The organism is Burkholderia sp. AW33-5, from assembly GCF_053427615.1.
This window is the reverse complement of the sequence record NZ_JBSAXA010000005.1, coordinates 224313-244173: the sequence shown is the minus strand read 5'-3', so window position 1 is coordinate 244173 and position 19861 is coordinate 224313. Positions and strand designations below refer to the sequence as shown.

16 protein-coding genes are annotated in these 19861 nt (G+C 68.5%); 6 read left to right on the top strand and 10 right to left on the bottom strand.

The features are described from left to right. Positions 1-79 precede the first annotated feature (79 nt). Positions 80-802 (bottom strand): N-acetylmuramate alpha-1-phosphate uridylyltransferase MurU, encoded by a 723-nt coding sequence (murU, locus tag ACV22V_RS12735; RefSeq protein ID WP_448014069.1) that lies wholly within the window; start codon positions 800-802, stop codon positions 80-82. A 22-nt stretch (positions 803-824) separates the two neighbouring features. Further along, entirely contained in the window at positions 825-1874 is a 1050-nt protein-coding gene (locus ACV22V_RS12730; RefSeq protein ID WP_059820383.1) for an aminoglycoside phosphotransferase family protein, read from the bottom strand. Positions 1875-2097: 223 nt separating this feature from the next. Between ACV22V_RS12730 and ACV22V_RS12725 the strand changes: the two genes are divergently transcribed. From ACV22V_RS12725 to rsmA, 4 genes are read left to right on the top strand one after another with little or no spacing between them, the layout of a single operon-like run. Continuing rightward, entirely contained in the window at positions 2098-4458 is a 2361-nt protein-coding gene (locus ACV22V_RS12725; protein ID WP_448014067.1) for an LPS-assembly protein LptD, read from the top strand. 50 nt (positions 4459-4508) lie between these two features. Then, entirely contained in the window at positions 4509-5867 is a 1359-nt protein-coding gene (locus ACV22V_RS12720) for a peptidylprolyl isomerase (RefSeq protein WP_059528154.1), read from the top strand. Positions 5868-5878: 11 nt separating this feature from the next. Then, the gene (pdxA, locus tag ACV22V_RS12715; RefSeq protein ID WP_448014066.1) at positions 5879-6868 is read left to right on the top strand and encodes a 4-hydroxythreonine-4-phosphate dehydrogenase PdxA; all 990 of its coding nucleotides are present in this window, start codon (positions 5879-5881) and stop codon (positions 6866-6868) included. 55 nt (positions 6869-6923) lie between these two features. Then, positions 6924-7754, top strand: coding sequence for a 16S rRNA (adenine(1518)-N(6)/adenine(1519)-N(6))-dimethyltransferase RsmA (gene rsmA / locus ACV22V_RS12710; protein WP_059690644.1), 831 nt, complete (start codon positions 6924-6926; stop codon positions 7752-7754). Positions 7755-7876: 122 nt separating this feature from the next. Here rsmA and ACV22V_RS12705 read toward each other — a convergent pair whose 3' ends face one another. Beyond that, positions 7877-8812, bottom strand: a complete 936-nt coding sequence (locus tag ACV22V_RS12705) for a DMT family transporter (protein ID WP_448014064.1) — start codon at positions 8810-8812, stop codon at positions 7877-7879. A 358-nt stretch (positions 8813-9170) separates the two neighbouring features. Here ACV22V_RS12705 and gloA point away from each other — a divergent pair, with 358 nt between their 5' ends. Beyond that, the gene (gene gloA / locus ACV22V_RS12700; protein WP_223962229.1) at positions 9171-9560 is read left to right on the top strand and encodes a lactoylglutathione lyase; all 390 of its coding nucleotides are present in this window, start codon (positions 9171-9173) and stop codon (positions 9558-9560) included. A 108-nt stretch (positions 9561-9668) separates the two neighbouring features. Here gloA and ACV22V_RS12695 read toward each other — a convergent pair whose 3' ends face one another. Genes ACV22V_RS12695 through glyQ form a run of 5 tightly spaced genes read right to left on the bottom strand, consistent with a single transcriptional unit; the run spans position 9669 to position 15132 of the window. After that, positions 9669-10577, bottom strand: a complete 909-nt coding sequence (locus tag ACV22V_RS12695; RefSeq protein WP_059820423.1) for a M48 family metallopeptidase — start codon at positions 10575-10577, stop codon at positions 9669-9671. A gap of 46 nt (positions 10578-10623) precedes the next feature. Next, positions 10624-11388, bottom strand: a complete 765-nt coding sequence (locus ACV22V_RS12690) for a lysophospholipid acyltransferase family protein (protein ID WP_059528144.1) — start codon at positions 11386-11388, stop codon at positions 10624-10626. A gap of 43 nt (positions 11389-11431) precedes the next feature. Then, entirely contained in the window at positions 11432-11995 is a 564-nt protein-coding gene (gene gmhB / locus ACV22V_RS12685; RefSeq protein ID WP_059528142.1) for a D-glycero-beta-D-manno-heptose 1,7-bisphosphate 7-phosphatase, read from the bottom strand. Between the two features lie 10 nt (positions 11996-12005). After that, positions 12006-14105: a glycine--tRNA ligase subunit beta gene (glyS, locus tag ACV22V_RS12680; RefSeq protein WP_448014062.1), complete on the bottom strand. Its 2100-nt coding sequence runs from the start codon at positions 14103-14105 to the stop codon at positions 12006-12008. A gap of 22 nt (positions 14106-14127) precedes the next feature. Then, positions 14128-15132, bottom strand: coding sequence for a glycine--tRNA ligase subunit alpha (glyQ, locus tag ACV22V_RS12675; protein WP_080294533.1), 1005 nt, complete (start codon positions 15130-15132; stop codon positions 14128-14130). 344 nt (positions 15133-15476) lie between these two features. Between glyQ and ACV22V_RS12670 the strand changes: the two genes are divergently transcribed. After that, the gene (locus ACV22V_RS12670; protein WP_448014061.1) at positions 15477-17114 is read left to right on the top strand and encodes a hypothetical protein; all 1638 of its coding nucleotides are present in this window, start codon (positions 15477-15479) and stop codon (positions 17112-17114) included. 37 nt (positions 17115-17151) lie between these two features. Here ACV22V_RS12670 and lnt read toward each other — a convergent pair whose 3' ends face one another. Then, positions 17152-18843: an apolipoprotein N-acyltransferase gene (lnt, locus tag ACV22V_RS12665; RefSeq protein ID WP_448014060.1), complete on the bottom strand. Its 1692-nt coding sequence runs from the start codon at positions 18841-18843 to the stop codon at positions 17152-17154. A 52-nt stretch (positions 18844-18895) separates the two neighbouring features. Further along, positions 18896-19783 (bottom strand): HlyC/CorC family transporter, encoded by an 888-nt coding sequence (locus ACV22V_RS12660; RefSeq protein ID WP_059447841.1) that lies wholly within the window; start codon positions 19781-19783, stop codon positions 18896-18898. Positions 19784-19861: the final 78 nt, after the last annotated feature.

Below are 19861 nucleotides of genomic sequence, written 5' to 3'. Positions count from 1 at the left end.
ACGATCGGCCGGGCCGTCATCGGCCTTGCCGGCCCTTGGCCGCCGCGCCCTGTGGCTCGACGGCCAGGCCGAGAAACGATCAGCCTGCGGCGGCACGCAGCCGCGCATCCAGTTCGCCCAGCTGCGCGGGCGTGCCGACGTTCTCCCAGATACCTTCATACAATTCGCCGCTCGCGCGGCCGGCCTCGATGGTCGCCTTGAAATACGGCGTCAGCGGCCGGTGCGTGCCGGGCACGATGTCGTGGAACATCCGCGTGTCGTACACGCCGATGCTGCCGAACGTGACGCGCGGGGCGCCGGCGAGCGCCAGCCGGCCGTCGTCGCGGAGCACGAAATCGCCGTCCGGGTGGAACGGCGGGTTCGGCACCATCACGAGATGCATCGCGGGCGCGTCGAGCGCGGCCATCCGCGCGGCGCGGGCGGCAAGCGTCCGGTAGTCGAATGCGCAGTACACGTCGCCCGCGACCGCCGCGAACACCGTCGGCCGGCCGTCGCGCTCGAGCAGCGGCAGCGCCTGTGCGATGCCACCGGCGGTTTCCAGCGCGTCGCCTTCGGCCGAATACGCGAGTCGAACGCCCCAGCGCGAGCCGTCGCCGAGCGTTGCCTCGAGCTGTTCGCCGAGCCACGCGTGGTTGATCACGATCGTTTCGATGCCCGCGCGCGCGAGCGCCTCGATCTGCCAGACGATCAGCGACTTGCCGCCGACTTCGAGCAGCGGCTTCGGGCGGGTGTCGGTCAGCGGGCGCATCCGCTCGCCGCGCCCGGCGGCGAAAATCATCGCCGTGGTCAGGGTAGTGCTCATGTTCGGCTGAATGTGAGGGCGGTCAGAACGTATAGCCGACGTCGGCCGCGCCCTTGCCCTCGAGCTCGTCGAGCAGCTTCGCGAACGGCACGAGCGGGCGGTAGCGCAGCGCGACCTTGCGCGCGTACGCGAGGAAGCGCGGCAGATCGTTCAGGTAATGCGGCTTGCCGTCGCGGTAGTTGATCCGCGCGAACAGGCCGAGGATCTTGATGTGGCGCTGCAGCCCCATCCATTCGAGCTGGCGGTAGAACTCGCCGAAGTCCGGATCGACCGGCAGGCCGGCCTTCTTCGCCTTTTCCCAGTAATACGCGAAGCAGTCGAGCTCGAACTCCTCGTCCCAGCTGATGAACGCGTCGCGCAACAGCGACACGACGTCGTACGTCAGCGGCCCGTACACGGCGTCCTGGAAGTCGAGCACACCGGGGTTCGGTTCGCAGACCATCAGGTTGCGCGGCATGAAATCGCGCAGCATGAAGCCCTGCGGCTGCGCATGGGCGCTCGCGACCAGCAGTGCGAAGGTGCGGTCGAGCGTGCCGCGCATCGCGTCGGTGACGGGCTTGCCGAGGTGCCGGCCGACGAACCATTCGGGCAGCAGCTCCATCTCGCGGCGCAGGAATGCCTCGTCGAACGGCGGCAGCACGTCGGGCTTCGAGCTCAGCTGGAAGCGGATCAGCGCGTCGAGCGCGTCGCGCATCAACGGGCGCGCCGCGACCGGGTCGGCCGGATCGAGCACCGAGATGTACGACGTGCGTCCGAGGTCGGTCACGAGCATGAAGCCCGCGTCGAAATCGTGGGCCAGCACGTCTGGCACATGGTCGCCGGCCGCGGCGAGCAACTGCGCGACCTGAACGAATTCGCGACATTTCTCGGGCGGCGGCGCGTCGACCGCGACCAGCGAGCCGCCGGGGCGCGTGGCCGACGCGACCCGGAAATAGCGGCGGAAACTGGCGTCCGACGACGCGGGTGCGAGGGTCGACAGGTCGAGGGCGAAGCGCTCGGCGAGCGGACGCAGCCACGCGGTCAGTGCGTCGAGGCGGGCGTCGGGCTGGGATGCGGCGGATGGGGGTGTCATGAAACTCGGCGGAGGGGGGAACGTCTTGCCATATAATACCCCACGACTTTTTTGACGCGCCCCGCGTCAGCTTCCGCCGTGCAGGCTCGCCGCCTGTCGCGCCGTCCGCCCGATCGCCCCCCCGGTTTGCGCTCAGCCGCAGTCGCGGTGCGACGGCGCGGCCCGCCGCGCGCGAATGTGCCGTGCAGGTGCGGTTGACAAGGGGCGATTCGCCAAACGATAGATGCCGCCCAAACCGCTATTCCCGAATGTCTTCCCCGGTGACGGGGCGCCGCGCAAACGGCGGCTCGCGCTCGCGCTGCTGGCCGTGCCCGGCCTCGTGCCGGCCGTGTCGTACGCGCAGCTGTCGGGCGCGGCCGCGCAGCCGCAGCCGCTCGACTCGCCGTGGGACCTGCGTCTCGCCCCGCAGCTCGAGGATCATCCGCTGAAGGACGGCGCGAAGCCGGCCACCTTCGTGATTGCCGACCATACGAGCGGCACGGCCGATCAGGACCTCGCCGCGAAGGGCTCGGCCGAGCTGCGCCGCGGCGACGCGGTCGTGAAGGCCGACGCGATCCACTACGATCAGGATACCGACATGGCCGACGCGTACGGCCAGGTCAAGGTAATCAACGGCGGCACGTCGTTCGCGGGCCCCGAGGCGCATCTGAAGGTCGAGGCGAACCAGGGCTTCATGACGGCGCCGAAGTACCACTTCAACGTGACGGGCGGGTCCGGCAGCGCGGAGCGCGTCGACCTGCTCGACAGCGAGCGCTCGGTGTTCGTCAACGGCACCTACACCGCGTGCCAGTGCTCGACCAACCCCGCGTGGTACATCAAGGGCAGCCGTTTCGACTTCGACACGGGCGCCGACGAAGGCACCGCGCGCAACGGCGTGCTGTTCTTCCAGGGCGTGCCGATCTTCGCGAGCCCGTGGATGACGTTCCCGCTGTCGGGCGAGCGGCGCAGCGGCCTCTTGCCGCCGACGTTCTCGATGAACTCGAACAACGGGTTCGAGCTGACGCTGCCGTACTACTTCAACATCGCGCCGAACCGCGACCTGACGATCACGCCGCGCATCATCTCGCGGCGCGGCGTGCAGACCGAAGCGACGTTCCGCTATCTGTCGCCGTCGTATTCGGGCACGTTTACGGCCAATTACCTGCCCGACGACCGGCTCGCGCACCGCAACCGCTACGCGATCTACTGGCAGCACCAGCAGAACTTCGGCGGCGGTTTCGGCGGCTACGTCTACTACAACAAGGTCTCGGACGATACGTATCCCGAAGACCTTGGGTCGATGAACCAGTTCGTCAACGGGACGCAGACGCTGTACCAGCAGGAAGCCGGCCTCACGTACAACAACGGCCCGTGGTCGGTGCTCGCGCGCTATCAGCACTGGCAGACGCTGCCGCCGTCGATCGCGCCGTACAGCCGCGAACCGCAGTTGAACGTGAAGTACACGAAGTACAACGTCGGCGGCTTCGACTTCGGCGCGGAAGCCGACTATTCCCGGTTCCGCATCACGACCGCCGATGCGACCGAAGGCGACCGCATCGTTTTCAACCCGTACATCGCATACGGCGTGTACGGCCCCGGCTACTTCGTCGTGCCGAAGGTCCAGTATCACTTCGCGTCGTACGACCTGAACTATCTGTCGTCGCGCACGCCGAACAACCCGAAGCGCTTCACCGAGTCGATTCCGACCGTGAGCTTCGACTCGGGCCTGATCTTCGACCGCTCGGTGCGCCTGTTCGGCCAGGACTTCATCCAGACGCTCGAGCCGCGCCTGTACTACGTGTACACGCCGTATCGCGACCAGTCGAACGCGCCGCTGTTCGACACCGCGGAATCGGACTTCGGCCTCGCGGAGATCTACCAGCCGAACACGTTCGTCGGCAACGACCGGATCGCGGACGCGAACCGGATCACGGCCGGCCTGACGTCGCGCTTCATCGATCCGCGCACGGGCGACGAACGCGCGCGCTTCGTGGTCGCGCAGCAGTACTATTTCGCCGACCAGCGCGTCACGCTGAATTCCGGGCAGAGCGCCGTGCTGGCGCGCCACTCGGACCTGATCGTCGGCGCCGCGCTGAAACTCGGCTCCGGCTTCATGTCGGAGACGGCGTTCCAGTACAACCAGAACAACAACCAGCTCGTGAAGTCGAGCGTCGGTTTCGGTTTCAGCCCGGGCGAGCGCCGCGTGATCAACGTCGGCTACCGCTATACGCGTGCGAACACGACGCTCGACAACCAGCCGATCAACCAGTTCCTGGTGTCCGCGCAATGGCCGCTCACGCGCCGCCTGTATGCGATCGGCCGCTTCAACTACGACCTGGCCGCCGACCGGGTCGTCGACGGTCTGCTCGGCTTACAATACGACGCGGATTGCTGGGCGCTCGGAGTCGGTGTCCAGCGGTACGCGAACGGCGTGAACACGTCGGGGCAGCAGAATTCGTCGACGCGAGTCATGATGCAGCTGACGTTGAAGGGGCTGTCGAGCGTCGACAACGGTCTCGTGGCCGCATTCCGCGCCGGGGTGCCGGGCTACACGCCGCTGCCGTCCGCGCCGCCGCCGATGTCCCGCTTCAGCAATTACGAGTAACGCCGGCTTGTCTGCACGGTCAGCACGATTTCAATGGAGTATCAGTGGCAATGAAGAAAACCCTTCGTTTCGCGGCAGTCGTGTCCAGCCTCGCCGCGTCCGCCGCGCTGCTCGCCGCCGCGCCGGCCGCGGCGCAGGCGCTTGGTTCGCAAGGCGCGCAGCTCGCCGACGAAGTCGTCGCGGTCGTCAACAACGACGTGATCACGGGCCGCGAACTCGACCAGCGCGTCGGCCTGATCTCGCGCCGGCTGCAGCAACAGAACGCACCCGTGCCGCCGGCCGACCAGCTGCGCGCGCAGGTGCTGAACCAGATGGTGCTCGAACGCATCCAGGTGCAGAAGGCCAAGGACGACGGGATCCGCATCGACGACGCGACCGTGCAGTCCACGCTGCAGCGTCTCGCGCAGGCGAACGGGATGACGCTCGAGCAGTACCGCGCGCGGATCGTGGCGCAAGGGGTGCCCTGGAGCGTATTCACGAGCGACGCCCGCACCGAGCTGATGCTGTCGAAGCTGCGCGAGCGCGAGGTCGACGGCAAGATCACCGTGTCGGATGCCGAGGTCGCGAACTACATCGCGAGCCAGCGCGGGCCGAACGCATCGCAGCAGCAGGACCTGCGCTTCCAGCACATCTTCATCAAGGCACCGACCAACGCGCCGCAAGCCGACATCGAAGCCGCGCAGAAGAAGGCTGAAGCGCTGCTGCAGCAGGCCACGTCGGGCGCCGATTTCGAGAAGCTCGCGAAGAACAATTCGGAAGCGAACGACGCGAAGAAGGGCGGCGATCTCGGCTTCAAGGCGCCGGGCGCGCTGCCGGCCGACGTCGTCGACGCCGCATCGAAGCTGCGCCCGGGCCAGGTCAACCCGACGCTGATCCGCGTGCCGGACGGCTTCGAGATCGTGCGTCTCGTCGACCGCCGCCAGAGCCAGGGTGCGACCGCCGCGGCACCGAAGATCGTCCAGACGCACGTGCGCCACATCCTGTTGCGCGTCGGCGAAGGCAAGTCGGAAGGCCAGGCGCGCCAGCAGCTGCAGGACATCCGCCGCCAGGTCGAGGCGGGCGGCGATTTCGCGAAGTTCGCGCGCACCTACTCGCAGGACGGTTCGGCGTCGCAGGGCGGCGATCTCGGCTGGATCAGCCCGGGCGAGACCGTGCCGGAATTCGAGCGCGCGATGAACAATCTGCAGGACGGCCAGATCAGCCAGCCGATTCGTACCGAGTACGGCTACCACCTGATCCAGGTGATGGAGCGCCGCGAAGCGGAAGGCTCGGTGCAGCAGCAGATGGATATCGCGCGCCAGGCGATCGGCCAGCGCAAGGCCGAGCAGGCGTACGCCGACTGGCTGCGCGAGCTGCGCGATTCGTCGTACGTGCAGTACAAGATCGGCGGCGTCGGCCCGGCGAACTGAGCGAGCTTCGCATGACGGCATCCGCGCTGCAGATCGCGATCACGACCGGCGAACCCGCGGGTGTCGGCCCGGAGCTGACCGTGCAGGCGTTGCAGGATGCCGCGCAGCGCTGGCCGGGCGCGCATTTCACCGTGCTCGGCGACGCCGCGCTGCTCGACGCGCGCGCGGCGGCCGTCGGTGCCGACCGTGCAGTGCTCGCCGGCGGCGGGCCGGTGTCGGTCGAGCACCATCCGCTCGCCGTGCCCGCACGGGCCGGCAAGCTCGATGCGGCCAATGGCCGCTACGTGCTCGCGCTGCTCGATGCCGCGATCGACGGTGCGATGGCGGGCCGGTTCGACGCGATCGTCACCGCACCGCTGCAGAAGAGCACGATCAACGATGCCGGCGTACCGTTTACCGGCCATACCGAATACCTTGCGGAACGCACGCACACGCCGTGCGTCGTGATGATGCTGGCGGGCACCGGCGAGCGGCCGCTGCGCGTCGCGCTCGCGACCACGCACCTGCCGCTGAAGGACGTGTCGGCCGCGCTGACGATCGACGGGCTCGTCGAGACGCTGGCGATCGTCGATCGCGACCTGCGGCGGGACTTCGGCCTCGTCGCGCCGCGCATCCTCGTGACGGGGCTGAACCCGCATGCGGGCGAGAACGGCTATCTCGGGCGCGAGGAGATCGACGTGATCTCGCCGGCGCTCGCGCGCGCGCAAGCGCAGGGCATCGACGCGCGCGGCCCGTATCCGGCCGATACGTTGTTCCAGCCGCGCTATCTCGAGGATGCCGATTGCGTGCTCGCGATGTTCCACGATCAGGGCTTGCCCGTGCTGAAGTATGCGACCTTCGGCGAGGGCATCAACGTCACGCTCGGGTTGCCGATCATCCGCACCTCGGTCGATCACGGCACCGCGCTGGATCTGGCCGGCACGGGCCGTGCGGATCCGGGCAGCATGGTCGCCGCGCTCGACACGGCCGTCACGATGGCGCGCCATCGCCGCGCGGCCTGACGCCCACGGCCCCAGGCCTGACTTCATTCGTCGTATTTTTCGTTTTTCTCAGTCGATGTCGAACAGCAGACAGCACCAAGGCCACTTCGCGCGCAAGCGCTTCGGGCAGAACTTCCTCGTCGATCACGGCGTGATCGACTCGATCGTCGCGACGATCGGCCCCGCGCGCGGCCAGCGAATGGTCGAGATCGGCCCCGGCCTCGGCGCGCTGACCGAGCCGCTGATCGCGCGCCTCGCGACGCCCGAGTCGCCGCTGCATGCGGTCGAGCTCGACCGCGACCTGATCGGGCGCCTGAAGCAGCGCTTCGGCGCACTGCTGGAACTGCACGCGGGCGATGCGCTCGCGTTCGACTTCGGCTCGCTCGCGGCGCCCGGCGACAAGCCGTCGCTGCGGATCGTCGGCAACCTGCCGTACAACATTTCCAGCCCGCTGCTGTTTCACCTGATGACGTTCGCAGGCGTGGTCATCGACCAGCATTTCATGCTGCAGAACGAGGTCGTCGAACGGATGGTCGCGGAGCCGGGCACGAAGGCGTTCTCGCGGCTGTCGGTGATGCTGCAGTACCGCTACGTGATGGACAAGATGCTCGACGTGCCGCCGGAGTCGTTCCAGCCGCCGCCGAAGGTCGATTCGGCGATCGTCCGGATGATTCCGTACGAGCCGCACGAACTGCCGGACGTCGATCCCGTGCTGCTCGGCGAAGTGGTCACGGCAGCGTTCTCGCAGCGTCGGAAGATGCTGCGCAACACGCTCGGCGACTACCGCGAGACGATCGATTTCGACGGGCTCGGCTTCGACCTCGCGCGACGCGCGGAGGATGTGAGCGTGGCCGAATATGTCGGCGTCGCGCAGGCGCTTGCGAAGGTGCGCAAGGCCGCGGAGTAGCAGGACCACGCGGGCAACGCGCGTGATGCCCGACGGCTCGAGATTCATGAGGCTGCCCTGACCGGCAGCCTTTTTGTTTTTCCGCGCCGTTCTCGTCGAGGCCGGACCGCGGCCGGGCGGCGTTACGCGCGCCCGCGCGGCGGCGCGTTGACGAGCGCGATCCCGGTCAGCACCAGCGCGGCCGCGGACATGAAGCGCCAGCCGACCGATTCGCCGAGCAGCAGCACGCCGAACGCGACGCCGAACAATGGCGACAGGAACGTGAACACCGACAGCCGCGACGCGCTGTAGCGCGTCAGCAGCCAGAACCACGACAGATAGCTGACGAACGCGACGATCACCGACTGGTACGCGAGGCTCGCGAGCGCGATCGGCGTGACCTGCGCGAACGACGTCTGGCCGAGTAGCGCGGCGAGCGCGATCAGCACGACGGCCGACACCGCGAGCTGGTAGAACAGCGTCTTGCTCGCGCTGGCCCGCGCGAGCGACGTCGAGCGCACGACGACCGTCGTCGCGGCCCACATCGCGCCGCCGAGGATGCCGAGCGCGTCGCCGGCGAGCCCGGCCAATACCGATGCGCCGGGCGCGCGCGGCTTGAGGAAGCCGTCCGCGAACGCGAGCGCGATGCCGGCGAACGCGAGGCCGACGCCGGCCCACTGGACACGCTGCAGCCGCTCGCCCGGCGCGAACAGGTGCAGGCCGAGCGCCGTGAAGCACGGGGCCGTGTACAGGAAGATCGCCATGTGCGACGCGCTCGTCAGCGTCAGCCCGAAGAACACGCAGACGAACTCGCCGGCGAACAGCGCACCCGCCGCGATGCCCGCGCCGAGCGTGCCGTCCGCGCGGAACAGCGGCGTGCCGCGCGAGCGGGCCCAGCCCCACAGCAGGAGCGCGGCGATCACCGAGCGCAGCCCTGCCTGGAACATCGGCGGGATCGCCGCGTTCGTGCTCTTGATCGCGACCTGCTGGAAGCCCCAGATCGCGCACAGCAGCAGCATCACACCGATGGCGCGCGTGTCGAGCGCGCGGCGCGCGGGCGTGCCGGCGAGGGCGGTCATCGGCGGACCTCGCCGATGCGGCGGGAAGGGGGCACGGACAAGGACAGCGGCGGACGGAGGTCGTGTCCGGCGCGCTCGATTCGGCGGTTTCGCACGGCAGGCTGTGTGGCTGATTGAGGTGGTGGTCGCGTTCAAGCGGCGGACGGCATGCCCGCTTTTGGTGCGAGGTGGGAGGATGTTACCCGATCGGTGGACTTGCAGGGTGCCGTCGGGTGCGGTGACGACTGCCGCCGCACGGGCATCGGGCTCGCCGTCCGGAAGCCGGTATCGGCCGCTGGCGGACGGGGCGCCGACGGCGGGATTCACCCGACTCCGGTAGAATTTCCGCTTCTGGAAAGTCCCCACAGGAGTACAACACATGCGTTTGCTGCATACGATGCTGCGAGTCGGCGATCTCGACCGCTCGATCAAGTTCTACACCGAATTGCTCGGCATGAAGCTGCTGCGTCGCGAGGATTATCCGGAAGGCAAGTTCACGCTCGCGTTCGTCGGCTATGAAGCGGAAAGCACGGGCACCGTGATCGAGCTGACCCATAACTGGGAGACGCCGTCCTACGATCTCGGCAACGGCTTCGGCCATCTGGCGGTGGAAGTCGACGACGCGTACGCGGCCTGCGACAAGATCAAGGCGCAAGGCGGCAAGGTGACCCGCGAAGCGGGTCCGATGAAGCACGGCACGACCGTGATCGCTTTCGTCGAGGATCCGGACGGCTACAAGATCGAGTTCATCCAGAAGAAGGCGCACTGAGCGCGGGATGAGCGGCGCGCGGCGCCCGATGGGCGTGGCGCGCAACGAAAACGGGCGATGCGGAGGAATCCGCATCGCCCGTTCGCATTTTCGGTGCGACCGATCGCGTTACAGCGACGGCAGCAACTCGGGCGGGTGATGCTTGAGCGTGTGCCGCGCTTCGCGGAATTCCGGGAAGATCGATTCGACGGTCTGCCAGAAGGCCGGGCTGTGGTTCATTTCGCGCAGGTGCGACAGCTCGTGCGCGACGACGTAGTCGATGATCGACATCGGGAAGTGGATCAGCCGCCAGTTCAGCCGGATCTTGCCGTCGCTCGAGCAACTGCCCCAGCGCGTCGCGGCCGACGACAGCGCGTACATCGAATACGTGACGCCGAGCATTTCCGCATAGACGACGAGGCGTTCGCCGAAGATCCGCTTCGCTTCGCCCTGCAGCCAGCCCTGCACGCGATCCTTGATCTGCTGCATGTCGGCTTGCGCGGGCAGCGGCAGCGACAGCCGCTGCGCATCGGCGTCGAAGGCGAGCGCACCGGCGCCGAGCGCGATCGTGATCGTCTTGCCGAGATACGGGAGTTGCGCGCCGTCGCGCCAGTCGATCTGCGGCAGCGCGCGCTGCTCGGTGCGGGTTTTCCACTCCGCGAGCTTCGCGAAGATCCAGCGCTGCTTCTCGGCGATGGCCGCTTCGATGTCGGCGAGCGTGACCCAGCGCGGCGCGGTGATCGACAGCCCGCTGCCGTCGATCGTGAAGCCGATCGTGCGGCGCGCGGAGCGCTTCAGCCGATATTCGAGCACACGGCTGTCGAGTGCGAACGTGCGGACGCGGGAGCGATCGGGCGCGGGGCCCGGATCGAGCGGCGCCGTGGGCACCGCGGGGGCCGTGGCCGCTTCAGGCGGCGAGGGCGGTGCGGCGGGCGCCGACGGTGCCGGCGATGCCGTCGGCCCGTCGAAGAGCGGCAGATCCATCTGGCGATGATCGAGGGCCACGACGGCAGGCCGTGGCCGCGGACGCTTTTTCATCAGTTCGCTTCGTTTCGTCGTTCGCAACGGCTGCAATCCGGGTGATTCAGACGCGCGCGGCATCGCGCGCGCCGGCATTGCCCGGCTGGCGATAGGCATCGGGATCGATGCGGCGCATTTCCGCTTCGATCCATGCTTCGACCTGCGAGTTCAATACGTCGGGCGTCTTGCCGTCGACGGGAATCGGCTTGCCGATCGACACGGTGACGACGCCCGGGAATTTCGTGAACGAATTGCGCGGCCACACGCGACCTGCATTGTGCGCGATCGGCACGACCGGCGTGCCGGTTTCGATCGCGAAGCGCGCGCCGCCCGTCTTGTACTTGCCCTGCTTGCCGACCGGCGTGCGCGTGCCTTCCGGGAACATGATCATCCAGGCGCCTTCCGACAGGCGCTTCTTGCCCTGACGGATCACCGACGCGAACGCGTTCTTGCCTTCCTTGCGGTTGATGTTGACCATGTGCAGCAGCCCGAGCGCCCAGCCGAAGAACGGCACGTACAGCAGTTCGCGCTTGAACACGTAGCAGAGCGGCTTCGGCATCAGCGCCGGAAACGCGAGCGTCTCCCACGCGGACTGGTGCTTCGACAGCAGCACGGCCGGGCCGTCGGGCAGGTTTTCCATCCCTTCGATCCGGTAGCGGATGCCGTTCAGCCAGCGCACGACCCACAGCGTCGACTTGCACCAGCCGGCCGCCATCCAGTAGCGCGCGTCGGGACGCATGAACGGGAACGCGATGAAGCACGCGGTGGCGTAAGGCACCGTGTACACGATGAAGTAGATCAGCAGCAGCAGGGAGCGGACGAAGCGCATCGGCGTGGGTCTGACAGTTGGGAGGATGCGCGCGGCGGCTGCATCACTCGTGTTCGTGTGAAAGGAAGTCGAGCGCGAATGCGCGCAGATCGTCGTGGACCTTCGTGCCGTCCGGCAGATTGCCCGCGGCGAGCGTCTTCTTGCCCTTGCCGGTCAGCACGAGGTGCGGCTTGAAGCCGACCGCGACGCCGGCCTGCAGGTCGCGCAGCGAATCGCCGACGGCCGGCGTGTGACCGGGGTCGACCTCGAAGCGCTCCGCGATCATCTGCATCATGCCGGGCTTCGGCTTGCGGCAGTCGCAGTGGTCTTCCGACACGTGCGGGCAGAAGAACACCGCGTCGATGCGCGCGCCGACGGCGGCCGCCGCGCGATGCATCTTCAGGTGCATCGCGTTGAGCGCGGCCATGTCGAACAGCCCGCGGCCGATGCCGGACTGGTTGGTCGCGACGACCACGCGATAGCCCGCGTGGTTGAGTCGTGCGATCGCCTCGAGGCTGCCGGGCAGCGCGATCCACTCGTCGGGCGTCTTGATGAACGCGTCCGAATCGACGTTGATCACGCCGTCCCGGTCGAGGACGACGAGCTTGCGGTTGGGGCTGGTCGGCATCGTTCGGCCCTTATGCGGCGAGCTTCGAGATGTCGGCGACGCAATTCATCTGCTGATGCAGCGCGGACAGCAGCGCGAGACGGTTCGCGCGCAGCGCGGGGTCCTCGGCGTTGACCATCACGTCGTTGAAGAACGTGTCGACCGGCGCACGCAGCGCGGCGAGCGCCGACAGCGCGCCCGTATACGCACGCGCCTCGAGCTGCGACTGCACGTGCGGCGTCACGGCCGCGAGCTGTTCGTGCAGCGCCTTTTCGGCGGCCTCGACGAGCAGCGTCGGCTGCACCGCACCGTTCGCGCCGCCTTCCGACTTCTTCAGGATGTTCGAGATCCGCTTGTTCGCGGCCGCGAGCGCTTCGGCTTCCGCGAGGCGCGTGAATTCGCGCACCGCGTCGAGGCGCGCGACGAGATCGTCGACGCGCGTCGGGTTCAGGCTCAGCACCGCGTCGACTTCGCCGGTCGTGTAGCCGCGCTCGCGCAGCAGGCCGCGCAGGCGGTCCATGAAGAACGCGAGGATCGCATCGGTCGATTCCGCGACGCCCGGCACGCCTTCGAAGCGTGCGTGGGCCGTGCGCAGCAGCGACACGAGATCGAGCGGCAGCTGCTTCTCGACCAGCAGGCGCAGCACGCCGAGCGCGTGACGGCGCAGCGCGAACGGATCCTTCTCGCCGGTCGGCGCGAGGCCGATGCCCCAGATGCCGACGATCGTCTCGAGCTTGTCGGCCAGCGCGACGGCGGTGGACACCGGCGTGGTCGGCAGCGCGTCGCCGGAGAAGCGCGGCTGGTAGTGCTCGGCGCAGGCGAGCGCGACGTCGTCGGGCTCACCGTCGTGGCGCGCGTAGTACGTGCCCATCGTGCCCTGCAGTTCCGGGAACTCGCCGACCATGTCGGTCAGCAGGTCGGCCTTCGCGAGGCGCGCGGCGCGCTTCGCGTGCGCGGCGTCGGCGCCGATTGCGGGCGCGATCTCGCCGGCCAGCGCTTCGAGGCGCTCGACGCGCGCGAGCGCCGAACCGAGCTTGTTGTGATAGACGACGTTCGCGAGCAGCGGCACGCGGTCGGCGAGCGGCTTCTTCTTGTCCTGCTCGAAGAAGAACTTCGCGTCGGCGAGGCGCGGGCGCACGACGCGCTCGTTGCCCTCGACGATCTCGCCCGGCGTCTTCGTCTCGATGTTCGACACGATCAGGAAGCGCGAGCGCAGCTTGCCGGCGATGTCGGTCAGCGCGAAATACTTCTGGTTCGTCTGCATCGTGAGGATCAGGCATTCCTGCGGAACCTGCAGGAATTCGTCCTCGAAGCGGCACGGGTAGACGACCGGCCATTCGACCAGCGACGTCACTTCGTCGAGCAGCGATTCGGGCATCACGACGGTGTCGCCGTTCGCGTGCTCGTTCAGCTGCGTGCGGATCGTTTCGCGGCGATCGGCGAAGTGCGCGATCACGCGGCCCTTGTCGCGCAGCGTGTCGGCATACGCGCGTGCGTGCTGGATCGCGACGAGGCCGTCGGACAGGAAGCGGTGGCCGAGCGTGGTGTCGCCGGCATCGACGCCGAACGCCGTGACGGGCACGATCCGATCGTCGTGCAGCACGGTCAGGCGGTGCACCGGGCGCACGAACTTCACGTCCGAGCCGTCCGGGCGCTGGTAGGTCATGACCTTCGGGATCGGCAGCTTCTCGAGCGTTTCGTCGAGCGCGGCCTGCAGCCCGTCGGCGAGCGTCACGCCGGCGGCCGAGTAGTTGACGAAGAACGCTTCGGCCTTGCCGTCCTGCGCGCGCTCGAGATCGGCGATCGACAGGTTCGGATGGCCGAGCGCCGCGAGCTTCTTCGCGAGCGGGGCGGTCGGCTTGCCTTCGGCGTCGAGCGCGACCGACACGGGCAGGACCTTTTCGCGGACCTGCTTTTCAGGCGCGACGGCGCGCACGTTCTGCACGACGACCGCGAGGCGGCGCGGCGTGGCGTAGCGTTCGAATACGAGGTCGCCTTCGACGAGGTCGCGCGCCGCGAGGCGTTGCGCGAGACCTTCGGCGAATGCGTCGCCGAGGCGCGCGAGGGCCTTCGGCGGCAGCTCTTCGGTCAGCAGTTCGACGAGCAGGGGGGCGGGATGATTGTGCGTCATGTCTGGAATAAATCTCGTCTCGTCAGTCCTGATCGATCTTGCGTTCGACCTTGAGCGGCGGCGCCCATGCCGGCTGGGCGGCGTCCTGGGCGTCGGTGGTGAGGCCCGGCACGCCCGGCGGGTTGCCGAGCATCGGGAAGCCGAGCTTCTCGCGCGAGTCGTAGTAAGCCTGCGCGACGAGACGCGACAGCGCGCGGATGCGGCCGATGTACGCCGCACGTTCCGTCACCGAGATCGCGCCGCGCGCGTCGAGCAGGTTGAACGTGTGGCCGGCCTTCAGTACGAGTTCGTACGCGGGCAGCGCGAGCTGCGCGTCGATCATCTTCTTCGCTTCCGCTTCGTAGCTGTTGAAGAACGTGAACAGCAGGTCGACGTTCGCGTGCTCGAAGTTGTAGGTCGACTGCTCGACCTCGTTCTGGTGGTAGACGTCGCCGTACGACAGGCGGCGCAGCTCGGGGCCGTTCGGGCCCTGCTCTTCCCACTCGGTCCACACGAGGTCGTACACGTTCTCGACCTTCTGCAGGTACATCGCGAGGCGCTCGAGGCCGTAGGTGATCTCGCCGAGCACCGGCTTGCAGTCGAGGCCGCCTACCTGCTGGAAATACGTGAACTGCGTGACTTCCATCCCGTTCAGCCACACTTCCCAGCCGAGGCCCCACGCGCCGAGCGTCGGGTTCTCCCAGTCGTCCTCGACGAAGCGCACGTCGTTCTGCTTCAGGTCGAAGCCGAGCGCCTCCAGCGAGCCGAGGTACAGGTCGAGGATGTTTTCCGGCGCCGGCTTGAGCACGACCTGGTACTGGTAGTAATGCTGCAGGCGGTTCGGGTTCTCGCCGTAGCGGCCGTCCTTCGGGCGGCGCGACGGCTGCACGTAGGCGGCGCGCCACGGCTCGGGGCCGACCGCGCGCAGGAACGTGTGAACGTGCGACGTGCCCGCGCCGACTTCCATGTCGATGGGCTGGAGCAGGGCGCAACCCTGCTTGTCCCAGTAGGACTGCAGCGTCAGGATGATTTGCTGAAACGTAAGCATGAAGAGCCTTCGTGGCGCTGGCGCTCCGTTGCGGGCGGCGCTCCGGGCGGGCCCGGAGGGTCGGCTCGCGCGGCGGCGCGGCTTGTTAGTGTGCTGAAACGTGCAATTTTACCGGATCGGCGGGCGGATGCGGCCGGAACGCGGACGAAGGGGCTTCCGGCGGTGTTTCGGCGAGCCGTGCGCAGCCGGTGCGCGGGTTGCCGGTATGCGCGGTGCGCCCGTGGCAGCGGCGTCTCGATGCGCTTGTGGCACCGCCTGCCGCGCCGCCTTGCGCGGGCGTTAAGATGCGCGTATCGAAGTGCGCGCGACGCCTGCCGCGCGACCGATTTTCCACTCCGGACCGCATGGACGATTCGAACGACCTCCTCATTCCGCTGATGCCGCCGCTGCTCGCGCTGCTCGGGCAGGCCGCCGACGCGCAAGCGCGCGGCGAGCACGGCGCGCACGCACTCTGGCTCGCCGCCGCCGGCCATTTGCATGCTGTCGACACGGCTGCGCTCTCGCAGCTCACCGTGACGCTCGTCGCACGGCAGCGCACGGCCGACGCGCTCGCGCTGGCCGAGTGCGCGGTGCGCATTCATCCGGACGCCGGTGCCCGTTTCAATCACGGCTACGCACTGCAGATGCTCGGCCGTCACGCGGAGGCCGTCGCGCCGTACCGCGCCGCCTATGCGCTCGATCCGCGCTGGCCGTCGCTGCGCAACAACCTGGCGATCGCGCTGCGGCTGTCGGGCGGCGACCGCCGCGAGGAAATCGCGCTGCTCGACGCAGCCGTGGAAGCCGACCCGCACGACGTGCAGGCGTGGATCAACCTGATCGTCGCGCGGCTCGCGACGCTCGACCTCGACGGCGCGCTCGCCGGTGCGGCGCGGCTTGCGGAGATCGCGCCCGACAATGCGCTCGCGCTGAACAACATCGCGATGGCGATGAAGGAGGCGCAGCGCTGGGACGACGCCGAGCGCTACGCGGCGCGCGCGTGCGAACTGGCGCCCGACGACGCGTCGTTCCGTTTCAACCTCGCGATCATCCAGCTCGTGCGCGGCAACTACGCGGCCGGCTGGCGCGGCCACGAGGCACGCTGGGACGGCGCCGGCGAGCTGCGCGGCCGCCGGCCGGCGCTGCCCGGCCCGCGCTGGCAGGGCGAGCCGCTCGCGGGCAAGACGCTGCTCGTCTGGGGCGAGCAGGGGCTCGGCGACGTGCTGCAGTTCGCGCGCTTCGTCGCGCCGCTCGCGGAGCGCGTGCACCGCGAGGGCGGCCGGCTCGCGTGGAACACGTTTCCGCAAGTGGGCACGTTGATGCGGCGCAGCCTCGGCGCGCACGCGGACGCATTCAGCGCGGGCGGCGGCGTCGACGAACTGCCTGCGTTCGACTACGAAGTGCCGCTCATCGGCCTGCCGCTGATGCTCGGGATGGAGACGTCGACGCTCGGCGCGTCGGTGCCGTACCTGCATGCCGATCCGCACGCGCGCGATGCATGGCGGGCGCGGCTCGCGGGCGACGGCCGGCTGAAGGTCGGGCTCGTGTGGACGGGCAGCGCGGGGCACCAGCGCAATCCGTTCCGGCGCGTCGGGCTCGAACGCTATGCCGATGCGTTTCGCGGTATCGACGGCGTCGCGTTCCATTCGCTGCAGCCGGGAGCGGACGCGGATGTCGCCGCGGCGCGCGCGGCCGGTTTCGCGATCGAGGACTTCACCGCCGAACTGAAGAGTTTCGACGATACGGCCGCGTTCATCGGCGCGCTGGATCTGGTGATCACGGTGTGCACGTCGGTCGCGCACTTGTCGGGCGCGCTCGGCGCGCGCACCTGGGTGCTGCTCGACGTGAATCCGCACTGGCCGTGGCTGCTCGAGCGCACCGACAGCCCGTGGTATCCGACCGCGACGCTGTACCGCCAGCCGACGTTCGGCGCGTGGGCGCCGGTGATGGAAGCGCTCGGGTGGGATCTGCGCGGCCTGGCCGCGGACGCGAAGCGGAGCGGCTGAGCGGCCGCCGCCCCGCGTGCGACGGCCGCCCGATGCGTCAGGCGTTGCGGTCGTCGCCGGCCTTCGCGCCGTTGCGGCGGCGCAGGCCCGGCCCGAACGTGAAGCCGAACGCGAGCAGCACCAGCGACACCGCGAGCACGATGTTGTTGCCGCTCGTCACGTAAGGCGTGAAACCGCTCGTGCCTTCGATGCGCACGTCGAGCGAGCCGATCGTGAACGGCTTCAACTGGCCGAGCACGCGTCCGCGCGCGTCGATCGCGGCGGTCATCCCCGTGTTGGTCGAGCGCAGCATCGGCCGGCCCGTTTCGAGCGCGCGCATCCGCGCGATCTGCAGATGCTGGTCGAGCGCGATCGTGTCGCCGAACCACGCGAGGTTCGTCACGTTGACGAGCACGCCGGGCGGCTGCGGGTTGTCGCGGATCGTCGCGGCGATTTCCTCGCCGAACAAGTCCTCGTAGCAGATGTCGGCCATCACCGGCTGGTTGTGCACGAGGAACGGCTTCTGCACCGGCGCGCCGCGCGCGAAGTCGCCGAGCGGCATCTTCATCAGGTCGACGAACCAACGGAAGCCCCACGGAATGAATTCGCCGAAGGGCACGAGATGGTGCTTGTCGTAGTGATAGATGTCGCGCGAATGCGGCGTCACGCCGTACAGGCTGTTCGTGTAGTCGACGTAATGACCGTCCGGCGTCACCGACGCGCCGACCGCGCCGAACAGCACGGCCGAGCCCGTCGTGTCGCTGAACTTGCGGATCGCGACGGCGAACGGCTCGGGCAGCTCCTGGATCATCACCGCGATCGCGGTCTCCGGCGTGACGATCAGGTCGGCCGGCTTCTCGACGATCATCTGCGTGTACATCTTGATCGCCGCGTCGATGCCTTCCTGCTCGAACTTGATGTCCTGCTTCACGTTGCCCTGCAGCAGCCGCACCGTAAGCGGCGCGTTCGCGGGCACGGTCCACGTGGCCTGCGACAGCCCGATGCCGGCCGCGACGAGCGCGACGGCGATGCCGGCCGGCGCGACGACGCGCACGCGCGCGTTGCCGGCGCCGGCGGATTCGGATGCGGGCGCCCGGCGCGCGGCGACGAGCGCCTGCACGATCAGCGCGGCGAACAGCGCGAGCACCCACGCGATCCCGTACACGCCGACGACCGGTGCGAAGCCCGCGAACGGGCCGTCGACCTGCGGATAGCCGCTCGCGAGCCACGGAAAGCCGGTAAACACGGTGCCGCGCAGCCATTCGCCGAGCGCCCATGCGCTCGCGAAGGCGAACGCGCCGTGCCAGGTCGGCGAGAACGGCCGCGGATCGGGTTCGCGGCGATGCCATGCATGGCCCGCGCAGAACGACCAGAGCCCCGCCGAGAACGCCGGGTACAGCGACAGGTAGAGCGAGAACAGCACCAGCGCGCCGCCCGCGAGCGGCGCGGCCATTTCGCCGTACACGTGCATGCTGATGTACAGCCACCAGATGCCGCTGATGAAGTTGCCGAAGCCGAACGCGCCGCCGGTGAGCGCGGCGCCGCGCCAGCTCGACGTGCGCGTCAGCTGCGCGAAAAACCAGACGAATACGGCGAGCTGCAGCCAGCCGCCGTGCGGGGTCGGTGCGAAGCTGAGCGTATTGGCCGCGCCGGCGAGCAGTGCGGCCGGATAGTGCCAGCGCGGCAGCGTGCGGCCGGGGGCCGGCGCAAAAAGGCCGCCTGCCGGGCGGGACGGGATTGGATCGTCCATGTGAAGCGAAAAAGGGCGAGCGGTTGAAGGAGACGCGGCCGGCGCGAGACGGTCAGTCCTCGTGGGAGGTTTCGGCGCGGCGGCTCGCGAGCGGGTTGCGGCGCACCAGCAGCACGTGGACCTGGCGTGCGTCGCCGCGCTGGATCTCGAACACGAGATTGCCGAGCTGCAGCTTCTCGCCGCGGTGCGGCACGCGGCCGAAGTGATGGGTGATCAGGCCGCCGATCGTGTCGACCTCGTCGTCGGGGAAGTCGGTGCCGAACGTTTCGTTGAACTGTTCGATCTCGGTGAGGGCGCGCACGCGGTAGCGGCCGTCCGGCCCCGAGATGATGTTGCCGGCTTCCTCGTCGAAGTCGTATTCGTCTTCGATGTCGCCGACGATCTGTTCGAGCACGTCCTCGATCGTGATCAGGCCCGCGACCCCGCCGTATTCGTCAACGACGATCGCGAGGTGGTTGCGGTTCACGCGGAAGTCGTGCAGCAGTACGTTCAGGCGCTTCGATTCGGGAATGAACACGGCGGGACGCAGCATCCCGCGCACGTCGAATTCCTCTTCGGCATAGAAGCGCAGCAGGTCCTTCGCGAGCAGCACGCCGATGACGTTGTCGCGGTTCTCCTCGTACACGGGGTAGCGCGAGTGCGCCTTCTCGAGGACGAACGGGATGAAGTCTTCGGGCTTGTCGGCGATGTTGATCGCGTCCATCTGCGCGCGCGGCACCATGATGTCGCGGGCGCACAGGTCGGACACCTGGAACACGCCTTCGATCATCGACAGCGAATCGGCGTCGATCAGGTTGCGTTCGTGGGCGTCCTGGAGGATTTCCAGCAGCTCGGTCCGGGATTCCGGCTCGGGCGAGATGAAGTCGGTCAGGCGCTCGAGCAGCGAGCGCTTTTCTTGCGGTTTGTCGGTGAGCTTACGACTGGGATACGAATCGTTCATGGTGGTGCGCCCGGGTCATGCCGGGGCGCGCGGTCACGGAGTAGGCAAGGATACACCAAGGGCATGGCGCGGCCGTGT

Coding starts and splice junctions, on each gene's coding strand:
- murU (WP_448014069.1), bottom strand. CDS start 802: ATGAGCACTACCCTGACCACGGCGATGATTTTCGCCGCCGGGCGCGGC.
- ACV22V_RS12730 (WP_059820383.1), bottom strand. CDS start 1,874: ATGACACCCCCATCCGCCGCATCCCAGCCCGACGCCCGCCTCGACGCA.
- ACV22V_RS12725 (WP_448014067.1), top strand. CDS start 2,098: ATGCCGCCCAAACCGCTATTCCCGAATGTCTTCCCCGGTGACGGGGCG.
- ACV22V_RS12720 (WP_059528154.1), top strand. CDS start 4,509: ATGAAGAAAACCCTTCGTTTCGCGGCAGTCGTGTCCAGCCTCGCCGCG.
- pdxA (WP_448014066.1), top strand. CDS start 5,879: ATGACGGCATCCGCGCTGCAGATCGCGATCACGACCGGCGAACCCGCG.
- rsmA (WP_059690644.1), top strand. CDS start 6,924: ATGTCGAACAGCAGACAGCACCAAGGCCACTTCGCGCGCAAGCGCTTC.
- ACV22V_RS12705 (WP_448014064.1), bottom strand. CDS start 8,812: ATGACCGCCCTCGCCGGCACGCCCGCGCGCCGCGCGCTCGACACGCGC.
- gloA (WP_223962229.1), top strand. CDS start 9,171: ATGCGTTTGCTGCATACGATGCTGCGAGTCGGCGATCTCGACCGCTCG.
- ACV22V_RS12695 (WP_059820423.1), bottom strand. CDS start 10,577: ATGAAAAAGCGTCCGCGGCCACGGCCTGCCGTCGTGGCCCTCGATCAT.
- ACV22V_RS12690 (WP_059528144.1), bottom strand. CDS start 11,388: ATGCGCTTCGTCCGCTCCCTGCTGCTGCTGATCTACTTCATCGTGTAC.
- gmhB (WP_059528142.1), bottom strand. CDS start 11,995: ATGCCGACCAGCCCCAACCGCAAGCTCGTCGTCCTCGACCGGGACGGC.
- glyS (WP_448014062.1), bottom strand. CDS start 14,105: ATGACGCACAATCATCCCGCCCCCCTGCTCGTCGAACTGCTGACCGAA.
- glyQ (WP_080294533.1), bottom strand. CDS start 15,132: ATGCTTACGTTTCAGCAAATCATCCTGACGCTGCAGTCCTACTGGGAC.
- ACV22V_RS12670 (WP_448014061.1), top strand. CDS start 15,477: ATGGACGATTCGAACGACCTCCTCATTCCGCTGATGCCGCCGCTGCTC.
- lnt (WP_448014060.1), bottom strand. CDS start 18,843: ATGGACGATCCAATCCCGTCCCGCCCGGCAGGCGGCCTTTTTGCGCCG.
- ACV22V_RS12660 (WP_059447841.1), bottom strand. CDS start 19,783: ATGAACGATTCGTATCCCAGTCGTAAGCTCACCGACAAACCGCAAGAA.